The sequence below is a fragment of the Streptomyces sp. IBSBF 2435 genome, assembly GCF_036815005.1.
Taxonomy (GTDB): domain Bacteria; phylum Actinomycetota; class Actinomycetes; order Streptomycetales; family Streptomycetaceae; genus Actinacidiphila.
This window is the reverse complement of sequence record NZ_JAJSYW010000062.1, coordinates 16655-32133: the sequence shown is the minus strand read 5'-3', so window position 1 is coordinate 32133 and position 15479 is coordinate 16655. Positions and strand designations below refer to the sequence as shown.

Annotated in this window: 13 protein-coding genes and 2 tRNA genes (1 of these 15 cut by a window edge); 7 read left to right on the top strand and 8 right to left on the bottom strand. The window is 71.0% G+C overall.

Translation table 11 applies throughout. The features are described from left to right. Positions 1 to 986, top strand: a 986-nt coding sequence (locus V7E46_RS14760; protein ID WP_333768836.1) for an acyl-CoA carboxylase subunit beta, incomplete at its 5' end; no start/stop codon positions are given. Positions 987 to 1000: 14 nt separating this feature from the next. Further along, complete coding sequence (locus tag V7E46_RS14755; RefSeq protein WP_333768835.1) at positions 1001 to 1207, top strand: acyl-CoA carboxylase subunit epsilon; 207 nt, start codon at positions 1001 to 1003, stop codon at positions 1205 to 1207. Between the two features lie 99 nt (positions 1208 to 1306). Here V7E46_RS14755 and V7E46_RS14750 read toward each other — a convergent pair whose 3' ends face one another. The 8 genes from V7E46_RS14750 to V7E46_RS14715 form a co-directional block, all read right to left on the bottom strand. Then, positions 1307 to 1885, bottom strand: a complete 579-nt coding sequence (locus tag V7E46_RS14750; RefSeq protein WP_251485546.1) for a GTP-binding protein — start codon at positions 1883 to 1885, stop codon at positions 1307 to 1309. Next, positions 1866 to 2420: a DUF742 domain-containing protein gene (locus V7E46_RS14745; RefSeq protein WP_333768834.1), complete on the bottom strand. Its 555-nt coding sequence runs from the start codon at positions 2418 to 2420 to the stop codon at positions 1866 to 1868. Before V7E46_RS14745 ends, V7E46_RS14750 begins: the two co-directional genes overlap by 20 nt. Before the next feature lie 96 nt (positions 2421 to 2516). After that, positions 2517 to 2930 (bottom strand): roadblock/LC7 domain-containing protein, encoded by a 414-nt coding sequence (locus tag V7E46_RS14740; protein WP_033173109.1) that lies wholly within the window; start codon positions 2928 to 2930, stop codon positions 2517 to 2519. A gap of 10 nt (positions 2931 to 2940) precedes the next feature. Further along, a complete protein-coding gene (locus V7E46_RS14735; RefSeq protein WP_443054162.1) occupies positions 2941 to 6099 on the bottom strand; it encodes a nitrate- and nitrite sensing domain-containing protein in 3159 nt (1052 codons plus the stop codon). Positions 6100 to 6419: 320 nt separating this feature from the next. Further along, positions 6420 to 7025 (bottom strand): GTP-binding protein, encoded by a 606-nt coding sequence (locus V7E46_RS14730; RefSeq protein WP_333768832.1) that lies wholly within the window; start codon positions 7023 to 7025, stop codon positions 6420 to 6422. Then, the gene (locus tag V7E46_RS14725; protein ID WP_033177620.1) at positions 7006 to 7419 is read right to left on the bottom strand and encodes a DUF742 domain-containing protein; all 414 of its coding nucleotides are present in this window, start codon (positions 7417 to 7419) and stop codon (positions 7006 to 7008) included. The genes V7E46_RS14730 and V7E46_RS14725 overlap by 20 nt, the downstream gene beginning before the upstream one ends. A gap of 89 nt (positions 7420 to 7508) precedes the next feature. After that, entirely contained in the window at positions 7509 to 7922 is a 414-nt protein-coding gene (locus V7E46_RS14720; RefSeq protein WP_205043647.1) for a roadblock/LC7 domain-containing protein, read from the bottom strand. Between the two features lie 9 nt (positions 7923 to 7931). Next, complete coding sequence (locus V7E46_RS14715; protein WP_333768831.1) at positions 7932 to 12053, bottom strand: sensor histidine kinase; 4122 nt, start codon at positions 12051 to 12053, stop codon at positions 7932 to 7934. Positions 12054 to 12634: 581 nt separating this feature from the next. Here V7E46_RS14715 and V7E46_RS14710 point away from each other — a divergent pair. The 5 genes from V7E46_RS14710 to V7E46_RS14690 all read left to right on the top strand — a co-directional run. Continuing rightward, positions 12635 to 12814 carry a hypothetical protein gene (locus tag V7E46_RS14710; RefSeq protein WP_333768830.1) on the top strand — a complete coding sequence of 60 codons (180 nt, stop codon included), beginning with the start codon at positions 12635 to 12637 and terminating at the stop codon, positions 12812 to 12814. 74 nt (positions 12815 to 12888) lie between these two features. Next, positions 12889 to 13698 (top strand): fumarylacetoacetate hydrolase family protein, encoded by an 810-nt coding sequence (locus V7E46_RS14705; RefSeq protein ID WP_333768829.1) that lies wholly within the window; start codon positions 12889 to 12891, stop codon positions 13696 to 13698. After that, positions 13691 to 15175, top strand: a complete 1485-nt coding sequence (gene gltX, locus V7E46_RS14700) for a glutamate--tRNA ligase (protein WP_333768828.1) — start codon at positions 13691 to 13693, stop codon at positions 15173 to 15175. Before V7E46_RS14705 ends, gltX begins: the two co-directional genes overlap by 8 nt. Before the next feature lie 195 nt (positions 15176 to 15370). Continuing rightward, positions 15371 to 15442: transfer RNA gene (locus tag V7E46_RS14695), tRNA-Gln, on the top strand. An 18-nt stretch (positions 15443 to 15460) separates the two neighbouring features. Next, a tRNA-Glu gene (locus tag V7E46_RS14690) sits at positions 15461 to 15479 on the top strand; it runs 154 nt beyond the window's last position.

Sequence of the window (15479 nt, the reverse complement as noted above, 5' to 3'; positions counted from 1 at the left end):
CCTCCCAGATGTTCATCACCGGCCCCGATGTGGTGCAGGCCGTCACCGGTGAGCTGATCACCCAGAACGGCCTGGGCGGCGCCGACGTCCACTCGTCGGTCTCCGGTGTCTCGCACTTCGCCTACGACGACGAGCAGACCTGCCTCGAAGAGGTCCGCTACCTGCTCTCGCTGCTGCCGCAGAACAACCGCGAGAACCCGCCCGCCGTCGAGTCCCAGGACCCGGTCGACCGGCGCGGCGACGTACTGCTCGACCTGGTGCCCGCGGACGGCAACCGCGGGTACGACATGCACAAGGTCATCGAGGAGATCGTCGACGACGGCGAGTTCCTGGAGATCCACGAGCGCTGGGCCACCAACATCATCTGCGCCCTGTCCCGGCTGGACGGCCAGGTCGTCGGCATCGTCGCCAACCAGCCCGCCTCGCTCGCCGGCGTCCTGGACATCGAGGCGTCGGAGAAATCCGCCCGCTTCGTCCAGATGTGCGACGCCTTCAACATCCCGATCATCACCCTGTTGGACGTACCCGGCTTCCTACCGGGCGTCGCCCAGGAGCACGGTGGAATCATCAGGCACGGTGCGAAACTGCTCTACGCCTACTGCAACGCCACCGTCCCGAGGATCTCGCTGATCCTGCGCAAGGCCTATGGCGGCGCGTACATCGTGATGGACAGCCAGTCCATCGGCGCCGACCTCACCTACGCGTGGCCGACCAACGAGATCGCGGTGATGGGCGCGGAGGGCGCGGCCAACGTCATCTTCCGCCGGCAGATCGCCGACGCGGACGACCCCGAGGCGATGCGTGCACGCATGGTCAAGGAGTACAAGGCCGAACTGATGCATCCCTACTACGCCGCGGAGCGCGGCCTGGTCGACGACGTCATCGACCCGGCCGAGACCCGCGAGGTGCTGATCAGCTCGCTGTCCATGCTCCGCACCAAGCACGCCGACCTACCATCGCGCAAGCACGGCAATCCTCCCCAGTAGCCATGGAGACCACTGTGAGCACTCCCACCGATCCGCACGTGCGTGTCGAGAAGGGCCACGCTGCCCCGGAGGAGCTGGCCGCGATCACCGCGATCCTGCTCGCCAGGGCGGCGGCGCACGGCGGCGACGCCGCCGCCGACCTCCCGGCCCGCTCCACCGCCGCCTGGCGGCGCCTCGAGCGCACCCCGGGCTTCCGCGCCCCGCACTCCTGGCAGGGCTGAGCCCTTCCCGCCGTACGGCGACCAGAGCAAGGCGAAGGCCCCGCACCGGCGGCAGGTGCGGGGCCTTCGTGTGCCGCCGGGCCGGCGTCCGGGCGCCGGCTAGCGCAGCCGGGCCATCAGGGCGTGCTCGACCAGGGTGATCAGCGCGCTCTTCGCCTCGCCGCGGTGGCGGGCGTCGGTGACGATGATCGGTGCCTCAGGGCCGATCTGGAGGGCCTCGCGGACCTCCTCGGGCCCGTAGGGCTGGTGGCCGTCGAAGCCGTTGAGCGCGATCACGAACGGCAGGCCGCTGTTCTCGAAGTAGTCCACGGCCGGGAAGCAGTCCGCCAGCCGCCGGGTGTCGACCAGGACGATCGCGCCGATCGCGCCGCGTACCAGGTCGTCCCACATGAACCAGAAGCGGTCCTGCCCGGGGGTGCCGAACAGGTAGAGGATCAGGTCCTGGTCCAGGGTGATCCGGCCGAAGTCCATGGCCACCGTCGTGGTGGTCTTGTCGGGCGCGTGCGTCAGGTCGTCGATGCCGGCCGACGCGGAGGTCATCACGGCTTCCGTGCGCAGCGGATTGATCTCCGACACGGCACCGACGAACGTGGTCTTGCCCACGCCGAACCCGCCCGCCACCACGATTTTCGCGGAAGTAGTGGCGCGCGCCGGGCCGCTAGAGCTTCCGAAGTCCACTGAGCACCCTCTCAAGCAAAGTCACATCTGGCTGTCCCCCCGCGGCCTCGTCGCCGCCGGGTTGGTGAATCGTGACCAGCCCGGCCTCGGCCAGGTCGGCCACCAGGATCCTGACCACGCCGAGCGGGATCGTCAGCAGCGCGGAGATCTCCGCGATCGACTTGATGTCCCGGCACAGCAGGCAGATCCGCTGGTGTTCCGGCAGCTGCCCGCGCAGCCGCTCGGGGTCGGCGGTGGTACTGACCAGTGCCTCGATGGCGAGCTGGTAGCGCGGCCTGGTACGGCCGCCGGTCATCGCGTACGGGCGGACGAACCCGGTCGGCGTCTGCGAGCGCCGGCCACCGGTCCCGTCGTCCTGGCCGCCGCGCGGTGCCTGCGGGGGCGGTGCCTGCGGCGGCTGGTAGGGCTGGATGTGCGGCTGCCTCGGCGGCCGGTAGGGCTCGGGCTCCGGGGCCGGAGCGGACGGGAACTGGTACGGGTTCACAGGTGGCTGGTGCGGGCTGCCATACGGCTCTGCGCCGGGAGACGTGCTCACGAGTCCTCCTCCTGATACGGCTGCCAAGCACCGCCCGGGCCCCTGGAAGGGACCAGGGCGCGCCCGCACGCCCGTTCGCTGGTTGAGCTGGTTGAGCTAGTTGAGCAGGCTGCCCTGCAGTTCGGCCCTGAGGTCGGGGGTGAGTACGGTGCCTGCGCGGTCGACGAGCAGGGCCATTTCGTAGCCGACGAGGCCGATGTCGCACTCGGGGTGGGCGAGTACGGCCAGGGATGAGCCGTCGGAGACGGACATGATGAAGAGGAAGCCGCGTTCCATCTCGACGACGGTCTGGTTGACGCTGCCGCCTTCGAAGATGCGGGAGGCTCCGGCGGTGAGGGAGGTCAGGCCGGAGGCGACGGCGGCGAGCTGGTCGGCGCGGTCGCGGGGGAATCCGTCGGACATCGCGAGCAGCAGGCCGTCGGCGGAGACCACCACGGTGTGGGACACCCCGGGGGTGTTGTCCACGAAGTTGGTGATCAACCAGTTCAGGTTCTGTGCCGCCTGGCTCATCGGACTCAACTTAGCGCTCCTGGTTCTGGGGGCCGCCGAAGGTGCTGTCGGGGGCCTGTCCGTTCGTGTCAGTTCCAGCAGTGCGCCCCTGCTGGACGCCACGCCGCAGGTTACTCAACCTGCCGCGGACGTCCTCGGGTGCGCGGGAGACCTGTGGGCCGCCCTGCGGGGTCTGCGTCGCGGTACCCGGGACCAGGTTGGCCTTGGGCACCCGCCGTGGCAGGCCGGAGGGGGTGACCCCGCCTGCCTTCGGCTCGCGGACCGCCTCGGCCCGCTGCCAGTTCTCGTCGTTGTTCGACCGCCACCCGGACGCGTCCGGCTGCGGCTGGTTCTGAGGTTCGGGCGACTCCTGCGCAGGCTGTTCCTGAGGTGATTCACGGGGCTTCCGGTCGCGGCGCGGCAGGCCGGCGTCCGTCAGCGAAGGGGAGCCTACGCTCTCGGAAGGCTGCTCGGGGAGCCCGTTGAAGCCGCCGGAACCGAAGTCGCGGTCGTAGCCGGGGTCGTAGACCATCTCCGGCTCCTCGCCCCGGGGTGCGTACGACTGTGCGAAGAAACCGTTTTGCTCATAAGGGACTTCCGGCTGTGCCGGGTAGCCCTGCTGCGGGTAGCCGTTCTGGAAGCCCTGGTCGTACGTCTGCTGCTGGTATCCGGAGGTGAAGCCCTGGTCGTACGAACCCGCGGGTTCGTAGCCGCTGCGGGGCTCGTAGGGGCCTTCCTGGACCTGCTGCGGCAGCTCCCTCAGCTCTGGCGGGGCCGGCGGTGCTTCGTACGGCTGCTGCGGCTGCCGCCCGTCCTCGCGGTCGGTGGTCGCCGCCGCCTCCAGCTGCGCCCTGCGGCCCTCGCGCCGCAGCGAGCGGCCCACCGGATCGAGCGCCGGGGCGCCCTCGGCCTCGACGGCCGCGGGCCGGTCGTAACGCGAGTCGTCGAAGCCCAGTTCCGCCGCGGTGCGCCGGCCCAGCTCCGCGGCCTCGTACGAACGGTCCTGCGCGGGCGGCTCCGGCGCCTCGGGGACGATCCGCGACACCGTGAAGTCGGTCTCGCCCTCGCCCGGGTCCTCCTCGCCGCCACCGCCGTGGGTGATCGGCTCCGGCAGCATCACCAGCGAGGTGGTGCCGGCCTGCTCGCCCGAGGGGCGCAACTGCACCCGGATGCCGTGCCGGTCGGACAGCCGGCCGACCACGAACAGGCCCATCCGCCTGGCGACCTCCACGTCCACCGTGGGCGGCTCGGCCAGCTTGTGGTTGATGTCCGCGAAGTCCTCCGCGGTCAGCCCGATGCCCTTGTCGTGGATCTCGATCATCACCCGGCCGTCCGGCAGCCGGGTCGCGGTCACCCGCACCTTGGTCTGCGGCGACGAGAAGGTGGTGGCGTTCTCCAGCAGCTCGGCCAGCAGGTGCACCAGGTCGCTGACGGCGCTGCCGTGGATGTCGGTGTCGGGGATGCCGACCAGCTCGATGCGGTCGTACGCCTCCACCTCGGAGGCCGCCGCCCGCAGCACGTCCACCAGCGGCACCGCCTGGTTCCACTGCCTGGCCGGCTCCTCGCCCGCGAGCACCAGCAGGTTCTCGCCGTTGCGCCGCATGCGGGTGGCGAGGTGGTCCATCTTGAACAGGCTCGCCAGCTGGTCCGGGTCCGCCTCGTTGTTCTCCAGCTCGGTGATCAGCGCGAGCTGGCGCTGGATGAGGCCCTGGTTGCGCAGCGAGAGGTTGGTGAAGATCGCGTTGACGTTGCCCCGCAGCAGCGCCTGCTCGGCGGCCAGCCGGACCGCCTCGCGGTGCACCTGGTCGAAGGCCCTGGCGACCTCGCCGATCTCGTCCCTGGTGTTGATCGGGATCGGCGCGACCGCCGTGTCCACCCGGCCGGGGTCGGTGCGCGACAGCTGGTCGACCATGCCCGGCAGCCGGGTCTCGGCGATCTCGAAGGCCGCCCCGCGCAGCCGCCGCATGCTGCGGCTCATGGTGCGGGCCATCATCCCCGCCAGGATGAAGGCGATGATCAGCGCGACCACCACGATCGCGGAGTTGACGAGCGCGTCCCGCTTGGCGTTCGAGGCGATCCTCGCCGCGTCGCCCGCCGCCTGGTCGGCGAGGTGCACCTCCACCGAGCGGTAGGCGTCGAAGGACAGCGTGGACGCCGCGAAGTACGTCTCGGGGGTGATGCCCTCGGCCTGGAGCTGGGCCACGGTGCGGCCGGGGGTGGCGATCTCGCTGACCATCTTGGCCAGCTCCGGCGGCACCACGAAACTGCGGCCCGCGGTGACCGCCTTGTCCCGGGCGACCGCGGTCTGGTCGCGGCCCTTCTCCAGCGCGGCGTTCTGCGCGTCCTTCAGCCGCTGGACGTCGGCCGCGGTGCCGCCGCCGTTGTACTCCTGGAGGGCGATGCCCTCCAGGTACTGGTACGAGCCGAGCGCGGTCTTGAGCAGCGCCAGCTCGGTCGGGCTGGGCTTGTCCTCGACCAGGATGTGCGTACCGATCGACCGGGTCAGCGACTCGGCGGCCTTCGACAGCGAGACGGCGTAGAGCGTCCGGCCGTAGGCGGTGATGTTGCTGGTGCCGTAGCCCAGTTCGTTGGCCAGCTCCATCAGCGGGTGCTGGATCTTGACGTACCACTCCTCGGTCTGCACACCGGAGAGCTGGCGGGTGAACGCGGCCTTGCGGAGGCTCGCCAGTTCGGGCTCCACCGTGCGGAAGTTCGCCATCCGGCGTTCGAGGCCCGCCTCGTGCGGCATCCGGGCCGCGACGTCGTCGAAGGCCTGGGCGGCGGCGTCGGTGGCCGCGCGCGCGGTGCTGACGGCCGGGTCGGTGCGCTTGCCGGCGAGCAGTGGAACCACCGTGAGGTCGCGCTCGTTGATCAGTGTGTTGCTGTACGTCGCCGCGGCCCTGACCAGGTCCGCGGTGCGCACCGCGTCATCGGCCTGGTTCCAGGTCTGCACGGAGCTGTTGACCCGGAAGCCGCCGAAGACCAGGGCGACGAGCACGGGTATCAGGAGGATCGCGTTCAGCCGGGTGGCCACCCGCCAGTTCCGCACGCTGAAACGGCCACCAGGATCGGGCAGTTCCGGCACTTCCGCGGCCCGGTCCGCGGGAGTGCCCCCGGGGCGCTGCGGCGGCGTGAAATTCCCCCGCGGGCCGTGTGCGGCACCCGCCTCGGTTCGCCTCGTGTTCCTCACTGGACCAACAACCTCTCGGCGACGGCGCAACGAAGGCCGTTCCTACGCTCGGGTTCTGCGAATTCCAGCACGTCATGGGGGCGCTAGCCAAACCTCCGACGTCAGCGCACGTACGAACGTTCGGTGAAAAGCGGAACAGGGAACCGTGTCAAAGCCGGGCATAACCGCCCAAGGGTGTACGCGCTGCGGCACCGGGTGAGCGCGAGCCGTGTTCGCAGCCGACGGAAACTCTGTCGAAATGTTATGAAGGCGGGCCGGTCGTGTCCGACGACACAACCGGCCCCATGGCCTTCGACGTGGCACGTTGCCAGCGTCACGAGTTATTTGAGCCGTGCCAGCAGCGCGTGCTCGACCAGCGTGATCAGCGCGCTCTTCGCCTCGCCGCGGTGGCGCGCGTCCGTGGTGATGATCGGTGCCTCGGGCCCGATCTGGAGGGCCTCGCGGACCTCCTCGGGGCGGTACGGCTGGTGGCCGTCGAAGCCGTTGAGCGCGATCACGAACGGCAGGCCGCTGTTCTCGAAGTAGTCCACGGCCGGGAAGCAGTCCGCCAGGCGGCGGGTGTCGACCAGCACCACGGCACCGATCGCGCCGCGCACCAGGTCGTCCCACATGAACCAGAACCGGTCCTGCCCGGGCGTACCGAACAGGTAGAGGATCAGGTCGTCGTCCAGCGTGATCCGGCCGAAGTCCATGGCCACCGTCGTGGTGGTCTTGTCCTGGACGTGGCTCAGGTCGTCGATGCCGGCCGACGCCGAGGTCATCACCGCTTCGGTGCGCAGCGGGTTGATCTCGGAGACGGCACCGACGAAGGTCGTCTTGCCCACACCGAATCCGCCCGCCACCACGATCTTCGCGGAGGTCGTCGAACGCGCCGGCGGCGTACCGTACGCCGGCTGCGGCTGCGCCCTAGAGCTTCCGAAGTCCACTGAGCACCCTCTCAAGCAGTGTCACATCAGGCTGGCCGCCGGCCTCGCCGCTGCCCGGCTGGTGGATGGCGACCATGCCGGCCTCGGCGAGGTCGGCCACGAGAATCCGGGCCACACCGAGCGGGATGGCCAGCAGTGCAGAGATCTCGGCGACCGACTTGATCTCCCGGGTCAGATGGCAGATCCGCTGGTGCTCGGGCAGCAGTCCCGCGTACTGCGAGGGGTCGGCTGTCGTGCTGACCAGTGCCTCTATCGCGAGTTGGTAGCGCGGCCTGGTCCGGCCACCGGTCATGGCGTACGGCCGCACCAGCGGCTGATCACCTTCCACTCCGTACGGCGCGTGGTGGGACGCGCCGTACGGGCCTTGGCCCGGCGAGGCGGGTGGCGGGGTCATGAGGGTCCTCCGTGTCCGGGCAGTGCGTGTCGCGGTGCGGAAAAACGGGAACGAGGGGGCGGATGGAACAGGAGTGGACCGGGGTGGACTCAGTGCATGAGGCTGCCCTGCAGTTCGGCCCTGAGGTCGGGGGTGAGTACGGTGCCTGCGCGGTCGACGAGCAGGGCCATTTCGTAGCCGACGAGGCCGATGTCGCACTCGGGGTGGGCGAGTACGGCCAGGGATGAGCCGTCGGAGACGGACATGATGAAGAGGAAGCCGCGTTCCATCTCGACGACGGTCTGGTTGACGCTGCCGCCTTCGAAGATGCGGGAGGCTCCGGCGGTGAGGGAGGTCAGGCCGGAGGCGACGGCGGCGAGCTGGTCGGCGCGGTCGCGGGGGAATCCGTCGGACATCGCGAGCAGCAGGCCGTCGGCGGAGACCACCACGGTGTGGGACACCCCGGGGGTGTTGTCCACGAAGTTGGTGATCAACCAGTTCAGGTTCTGTGCCGCCTGGCTCATCGCACTCAACTAACGCTCCTGATGATTCGTACCGAAACCGCGGCCGTCGGTCGTGCCGCCGGCCTCCCGGCCCTGCTGGATACCCCGTCGGAGATTGGTCAGCCGCCCGCGGACGTCGTCGGGCGAACGGGAGACCTGCGGGCCGCCCTGCTGGGGCTGCTGCTGGGCCGCGCCGCCGGCGACGAGATTCGCCCGCGGCACCCGGCGCGGCAGCCCGGAGGGGGTGACCCCGCCGGCCGACGGCTCACGGACCGCCTCGGCCCGCTGGCGCAGCGCGTCATTGGGCGAGGTCCGCCAGTTCGGCGTCTCGCGCGGCAGCGGCTGCGCCGCGGAGGCGGGCGCCGCCGAGGCCGGCGCGGCAGCGGGCGCAGCCTGCGGCGACTGCTGCTGAGGCGCGCCACCACCGGTCCGCTGCGGGCCCGCCGGGGTCGGGCGTTCGGTACGCGGCCGCTGCGGCGGTGCGGTGCGGCCCACCGGGCGGGGCGCCGCCGGGGCCTGCTGGCCGCGGGCGCTCTGCTCGACGTGGATCTGCTGCATCCGCTCGGCCTGGCCGGTGCGGAACCAGTCGGACTCGATGGCCGAGAAGATCGGCGTCGGCTCGTCGCCCCTGGTCGGGGCGGGCGGCAGCGCCATCGGCTCGGCGGCCGGCTGGTGCTGCGGCTGCGGCTGCTCGGGCCGCTGCGGTTCCGGGCGCTGCTGCTGTCCCGGGCGCTGCTGGAACGGCCCGATCAGCCCGGGACCACCGGGGCCGCTCGGCATGCCGGGCTGCGGGGTGATCGGGTGCTGCCCGGTGAGATCCGTACGCTCCTGGGCCGGCAGCTGCGGCCGGCCGGTGTTGTACGGCTGCTGCGGCGCTCCGCCGTCGCGGTACCCCTGCGGCCGGCCGCCGGGCGGTGCGTACTGCCCCGTGCCGCCGCCGAAGGTGTCGTCGGCGCGGACCGCGGGGAACTGCGCGGTGTCACCGGGACCGCCCTGCGGCGCGGGCTGCTGCTGCACGGGGAACTGCCCGGTGTTGCCGGGTCCGCCCTGTGCGGGGAACTGTCCGGTGCCGTCGTTCCGCCCGTGGCCGGGGCGGGCGAACTGGCCGGTGTTGTCAGGGCCGCCCTGGACCGGGAACTGGCCCGTGCCGTCGTTCCGCCCCTGGCCGGGGCGGGCGAACTGGCCGGTGTTGCCGGGTCCGCCCTGTGCGGGGAACTGTCCGGTGCCGTCGTTGCGTCCCTGGCCGGGGCGGGCGAACTGCCCGGTGCTTTCGGGGCCTGCCTGGACCGGGAACTGCCCGGTGCCGTAGGTCTCCTGCGGGGTGCGGGGGGCGCGGCCGGCGTCCTGGCCCGCGTCATTGCCGTGCGGCACCGGGAACTGCCCGGTCCCGCCCTGCGGGAAGTCGTCGCGGACCGCGGGCACCGCCGGGAACTGCGCGGTGTCGCCGAGACCGCCCTGGGGGGGACGCTGCTGGTCGCCGGGGCCGCCCTGCGGGCGCGGCTGGTCGGCGCGGTGGCCCTGCCGCGGTCCCGAACGGCCGCCGAAGACGTCGGAGCGGAAGCCGCTCGGCCCGGTGCCCTGCTGTTGCGGGGGCGGGAACTGCCCGCCGCCCTGCGGGGCCTGGCCGCCGAAGGGGCCGTCGTTGCCGTTGCCGGGACCGCCCTGGCGGAAGTCCGCCCGGGGGCCGCCGACCGGTGCCTGGCCGGCCGCTCCGGTGTCGAAGGCGTCGAAGACGGGCGCCGCCTCGACGTCCTCGTGGCCGCGCGGGGTGTCCTGCAAGCCGCGGTCGTCGGCGGGGAAGCCCTGCGAGCCGTCCTGCGCCGCCCAGCGGGGCGCCCCCTGCTGCGGTGCGCCGCCGCCCGGCCGTCCTGCGCCCGGGCTCAGCGCCGGGCGCTGCGCGCCGCCGCCGACCTGGCCGCGCTGCGGCGGCTTGGCGACCGGCGAGGAACCCGGCGCGTTGCCGAACGCGCCGGCCATGCCGGTGCCGGCGCCTGCCGCGGCCGGGGGAGCGGTCCCGGGCCGCCCGCCGCTCATCATGTTGGCCTTGGCGTTCGCGCCGCCCTGCGTCACATCGACCGGCAGCATGACCAGCGCGGTCGTACCGCCCGAGTCGGACGGACGCAGCTGGATGCGGATGCCGTGCCGCAGCGACAGCCGGCCGACCACGAACAGGCCCATCCGGCGGGACACCGCGACGTCGACGGTCGGCGGGTTGGCCAGCCGCTCGTTGATGTCGGCCAGGTCCTCGGGCGACAGGCCGATACCGGTGTCGTGGATCTCGATCAGCACGCGGCCGTCGGGCAGCGCGTGACCGGTGACCCGCACCTTGGTCTGCGGCGAGGAGAACGACGTGGCGTTCTCCAGCAGCTCGGCGAGCAGGTGGACGAGGTCGTTGACGATACGGCCGGTGACCTCGGCCGACGGCACCGAGGTCAGCTCGATGCGCTCGTACTGCTCCACCTCGGAGGCCGCGGCGCGCAGCACGTCGACCAGCGGGACCGGGCGGGTCCACCGGCGGCCCGGCTCCTCACCGGCGAGGACCAGCAGGTTCTCACCGTTGCGGCGCATACGGGTGGCGAGGTGGTCCAGCTTGAACAGCGAGGAGAGCTGGTCCGGGTCGGCCTCGCGGGACTCCAGTTCGGAGATCAGCGACAGCTGGCGCTGGATGAGGCCCTGGCTGCGGCGGGAGAGGTTGGTGAACATCGCGTTGACGTTGCCCCGCAGCAGCGCCTGCTCGGCGGCCAGCCGGACCGCCTCGCTGTGGACCTCGTCGAAGGCGCGGGCCACCTGGCCGATCTCGTCGCGGCTGTTGATGCCGATCGACTCGACCGAGGTGTCGACGTCCTGCGGGTCGGAGTCCGACAGCTGCTTGACCAGCTCGGGCAGCCGCTTCTGGGCGACGTCCTGCGCGGTCTGCTGGAGCCGGCGCAGCGAGCGGATCATCGAGCGGGCGACCACGAAGGCGCCGACGACGGCGACACCGAGCACCAGCAGGATGATCGCGGCGGAGATCAGCGCGTCCTGCTTGGCGGTGCTCTGGAGTTCGAGCGACTTCTGCCGCATCTCGTTCAGCAGCGAGCGCTCGATGCGGTTCATCGCGTCGATCTTCGCCTTGGCGGCGTCGTCCCAGTCCAGGTACGAGGTGGTGATGCCGTCGATCGCGTCGGGAGTGGCGGCGATCCGCTCGCGCATCGTGTCGTGCGCGCTGATCGTGTCGTTGCCGCCCTCGATCGGCTTGAGCAGCTCGGCGCTCCTGGAGCCGTAGAGGGTCTGGAAGCGGGTGAGGTTGATGTCCTCGTTGGCCGCGCCCCACTTCACCGACTGGTAGTCGTTGGCGTCCAGGCCCTTGCCCTTGGCGAGCGCCGCGCTGATGACCGCGCGCTGGATCGACTCGTACTCCTTGGCGGACGAGAACGCCGCGAGCGCACGGGTGCTGGTCACCATCTCCGAGTTCTGGGTGGCCTGCGCCATGTCGACGGACAGGCCCAGCAGCGACTGGATGAGGCCGTCGTAGGAGGAGACGGTCTGGGCGATCGAGGACTGGCTGGTGAAGGCCTGGTCCCGCAGCGCACTGAGCTGGGTCAGCTGGGTGTCGATCGCGATCAGGCTGGAACGCACACCGCTGAAGAGGGTGTCGTTCGAGGAGATGTTGTCGCTGGCGTCGCGGTAGAGCTTGTACTCGCGGTCCGTGGTCTGCCGGGAGGCGGCGACCGCGTCGGTGGGACTGCCGGCGCTGATCGGACCGGCCGAGCTGTCGCGCTCCTCGGCCAGGGAGTCGGCCAGGTCGGTCGCGTGCTCGGCGATGTCGGTCAGGGACTTCATGCGCTGCAACTGGTCGATGTTCTGCAGCGAGGTGTGGATCCGCAGACCGCCGAGCGCGCCTGCGGTGACCACCGGCAGGGCCAGCAGCGACACCAGCCGGGTGCTGATGCGCCAGTTGCGCATCGCTATTCGGGGCCCCGGCTTGCTGTCGAGGCCGGTGATCCGGCCTGCTTCGATGCCGCTGGGCGTGGTCGTCCGTCCGGTGGCCGCAGTCGTCCCCGGCGTGGCGCTTCCGTCGCCCGCCGCCTGGGCAGGACCGTTGCCGGTCCCGCCGGGCTGCTGCTCCGGGTCGCCCGCCGCGCCGCTGTCCCTCTTGAAACGTCCCTGCACTAGCGTCGCAACCTCTGGACCAGGCGTCCCCCGCGGTGAAGCGGACAGGACGGTGTCGAGTCATGGGGGCCAGGACCGCCCCGGATTGCGAGGAGGCCGTTAAGCCCATCACCGCCGCTCGAGTGCTCGTTGCGCCCCCTGCGCGCCGGCTCGATGTGATGCGGCGGTCCGGGGAATTCCAGCACAGTGCTGGATCTCCCAACAAGGGCCGTAGCCGACCTGTTGGATTCCGTGACTGGCTGTTCCATGATCCGCACGTTCCGTCGATCCAGGATTCTCCGAAACCGGCGCATTTCGGATGTTGGGGTCAAGCTTGCACAGGTGGCGCGGGTCGCCCATGGTGGACGGGCGGTGGGTGTTTCCTGATATTCGGTGCCCGATGTCCGATTCACACATCGTGAGCGAGCGTCCGTAATGACGGAAATGCCGCTCACATGGTGAGCAAAATCACAGCCCGTCAGATGTCTGGGCCGCCCGGTGAAGGGAAAAGGCGCGGCTAGCGTGGTGGTTCACACCCTTCATGCTTTCACCCACCGCGGTCCGCCCTGTGCGGTCCCCCGAGCCCACGAGGTCCGACGCCGATGACGACGACTGCCAACCCCCGGCGTACCACTCTTGCTCATCTCAAGGACGCGAAGGGACTCGTGGCCGCGCCGGCCGAGCCGCCCGCCGAGACCGAGGTGCGCGCGCTGCCGCAGCGCACTGCGAACCCCCGCCGTACCGTGCTCAACGAGCTGCCGAAGGCCGCCGTCACCCCCTGAGCACCACCTTACGGTGTCTGACCTGCGGTGACGCGACGGCGGGCGGAGCGGTGGCGGACTACTAAGCTGGCTGCATGCGCATCGCCAGGTTCTCCATCGACGGGAATGTCGCCTTCGGCGCGATCGAGGGCGACCCGACCGGCACGGGCGGCTCCGGCAGTTACGACGGTCTCGTCCTCGACATCATCAAAGGTGTCCCCTTCGCCGACTTCACCCTGTCGGGTACGAAGGTGCCGCTGGACAAGGTCCGCCTGCTGCCGCCGGTCCTGCCCAACAAGGTCGTCGCCATCGGCCGCAACTACGCCGCCCACGCGGCCGAACTGGGCAACGAGGTACCGACCGCCCCCTGGGCCTTCTTCAAGCCGTCCACCTCGGTGATCGGTCCCGGCGACAACATCGTCTACCCCTCGTTCTCGCAAGAGGTCCACCACGAGGCGGAACTGGCGGTCGTCATCAGCCGGCTGTGCCGCGAGGTGCCGCGCGAACGGGTCAAGGACGTCATCCTCGGCTACACCTGCGCCAACGACGTCACCGCTCGCGACACCCAGCAGACCGAGAAGCAGTGGGCCAGGGCCAAGGGCTTCGACTCCTCCTGCCCGCTCGGCCCCTGGATCGAGACCGGCATCGACCTGGCGGCGGCCGGGGACCTGGCGGTCACCGCGACGGTCAACGGCGAACTGCGGCAGGCCGGCCGCACCCGACAGATGATCCACTCCATCGAGGACCTGATCGTCAACATCACCGAGGCGATGACCCTGCTGCCCGGCGACGTGATCCTCACCGGCACCCCGGCCGGGGTCGGCCCGCTGCACCCCGGCGACGAGGTCGCCGTCACCATCGAAGGCATCGGCACTCTCACCAACAAGGTGATCTCGCGTGGCTAGCGCACCCTCCACGGACGTACGCGTCCGCTTCTGCCCCTCGCCGACCGGCAACCCCCACGTGGGCCTGGTCCGCACCGCACTGTTCAACTGGGCCTTCGCCCGCCACCACCAGGGCACCCTGGTGCTGCGGATCGAGGACACCGACGCAGCCCGCGACTCCGAGGAGTCCTACCGGCAGCTGCTGGACTCGCTGCGCTGGCTCGGCCTCGACTGGGACGAGGGCCCCGAGGTCGGCGGCCCGCACGCGCCCTACCGGCAGTCCCTGCGGATGAACATCTACGCCGATGTGGCCCGCCGCCTCAAGGAGGCCGGGCACGCCTACGACTGCTACTGCACCACCGAGGAGCTGGACGCCCGCCGCGACGCCGCCCGCGCCGCGGGGCGCCCCTCCGGCTACGACGGCCACTGCCGCGACCTGACCGCCGAGCAGACCGCGGCCTACCTGGCCGAGGGCCGCAGCGCGATCGTGCGCTTCCGGATGCCGGACAAGGCGATCACCTTCACCGACCTGGTGCGCGGCGAACTGACCTTCACCCCGGAGAACGTGCCGGACTACGGCATCGTCCGGGCCAGCGGCGCCCCGCTCTACACCCTGGTCAACCCGGTGGACGACGCGCTGATGGGCATCACGCACGTACTGCGCGGCGAGGACCTGCTGTCCTCCACCCCGCGGCAGATCGCGCTGTACGAGGCGCTGATCGGCCTCGGCGTCGCCAAGCAGATCCCCGGCTTCGGACATCTGCCATACGTCATGGGCGAGGGCAACAAGAAGCTGTCCAAGCGCGATCCCGAGTCCTCGCTCAACCTCTACCGCGAGCGCGGCTTCCTGCCCGAGGGGCTGCTGAACTACCTGTCGCTGCTCGGCTGGTCCTACTCCGCCGACCGGGACGTCTTCTCGCCGGCCGAGATGGTCGCCAGGTTCGACATCGGCGACGTCAACGCCAACCCGGCGCGCTTCGACCTCAAGAAGGCCGAGGCGATCAACGCCGACCACATCAGGCGGCTGACCCCCGAGGCCTTCGCCGCGGCCTGCACCCCGTGGCTGGGCGCCCCGCACGCGCCCTGGGCGCCCGAGGACTTCGACGAGGCGGCCTGGCAGGCCATCGCGCCGTACGCGCAGACCCGGCTCACCGTGCTGTCCGACATCACCGCCAACGTGGACTTCCTCTTCCTGCCCGAGCCGGTCAGCGACGAGGCGTCCTGGGCGAAGGCGATGAAGGAGGGCTCGGACGCGCTGCTGGCCACCGCCAGGGAGAAGCTGGCCGGCGCGGACTGGTCGAGCCCTGAGGCCCTCAAGGAGGCGGTCCTGGCCGCGGGCGAGGCGCACGGCCTCAAGCTCGGCAAGGCCCAGGCCCCGGTCCGGGTCGCGGTCACCGGCCGTACGGTCGGCCTGCCGCTCTTCGAATCGCTCCAGGTGCTCGGCCGCGACCGCGCCCTGGCCCGGATCGACGCGGCCCTGGCCCGGCTTGCGGGCTGACGCCGGTATTCCCGCTCAGGACCCGGCAGCCGCACGGCGGCTGCCGGGTCCTGAGCGCGTAAGGGGCTGTGCGCCGATACCCGTTTTGGAGCCGTGTCCCTGATCGGGTAATGTTCTTCCTGCGCCGCCCGGGAGGGCCGAAAGGTCCGGCCAGGAAGCGCATACCGAACAAGACCCGCAGGGGTTGCGTTTTGGTGGGGTATGGTGTAATTGGCAACACGGCTGATTCTGGTTCAGTTGTTCTAGGTTCGAGTCCTGGTACCCCAGCGCATGTGTGTATGACAGGCCCCCGTTGTGTAGCGGC

Coding starts and splice junctions, on each gene's coding strand:
- V7E46_RS14705 (WP_333768829.1), top strand. CDS start 12,889: ATGCGCATCGCCAGGTTCTCCATCGACGGGAATGTCGCCTTCGGCGCG.
- V7E46_RS14720 (WP_205043647.1), bottom strand. CDS start 7,922: ATGAGCCAGGCGGCACAGAACCTGAACTGGTTGATCACCAACTTCGTG.
- V7E46_RS14710 (WP_333768830.1), top strand. CDS start 12,635: ATGACGACGACTGCCAACCCCCGGCGTACCACTCTTGCTCATCTCAAG.
- V7E46_RS14740 (WP_033173109.1), bottom strand. CDS start 2,930: ATGAGCCAGGCGGCACAGAACCTGAACTGGTTGATCACCAACTTCGTG.
- V7E46_RS14725 (WP_033177620.1), bottom strand. CDS start 7,419: ATGACCCCGCCACCCGCCTCGCCGGGCCAAGGCCCGTACGGCGCGTCC.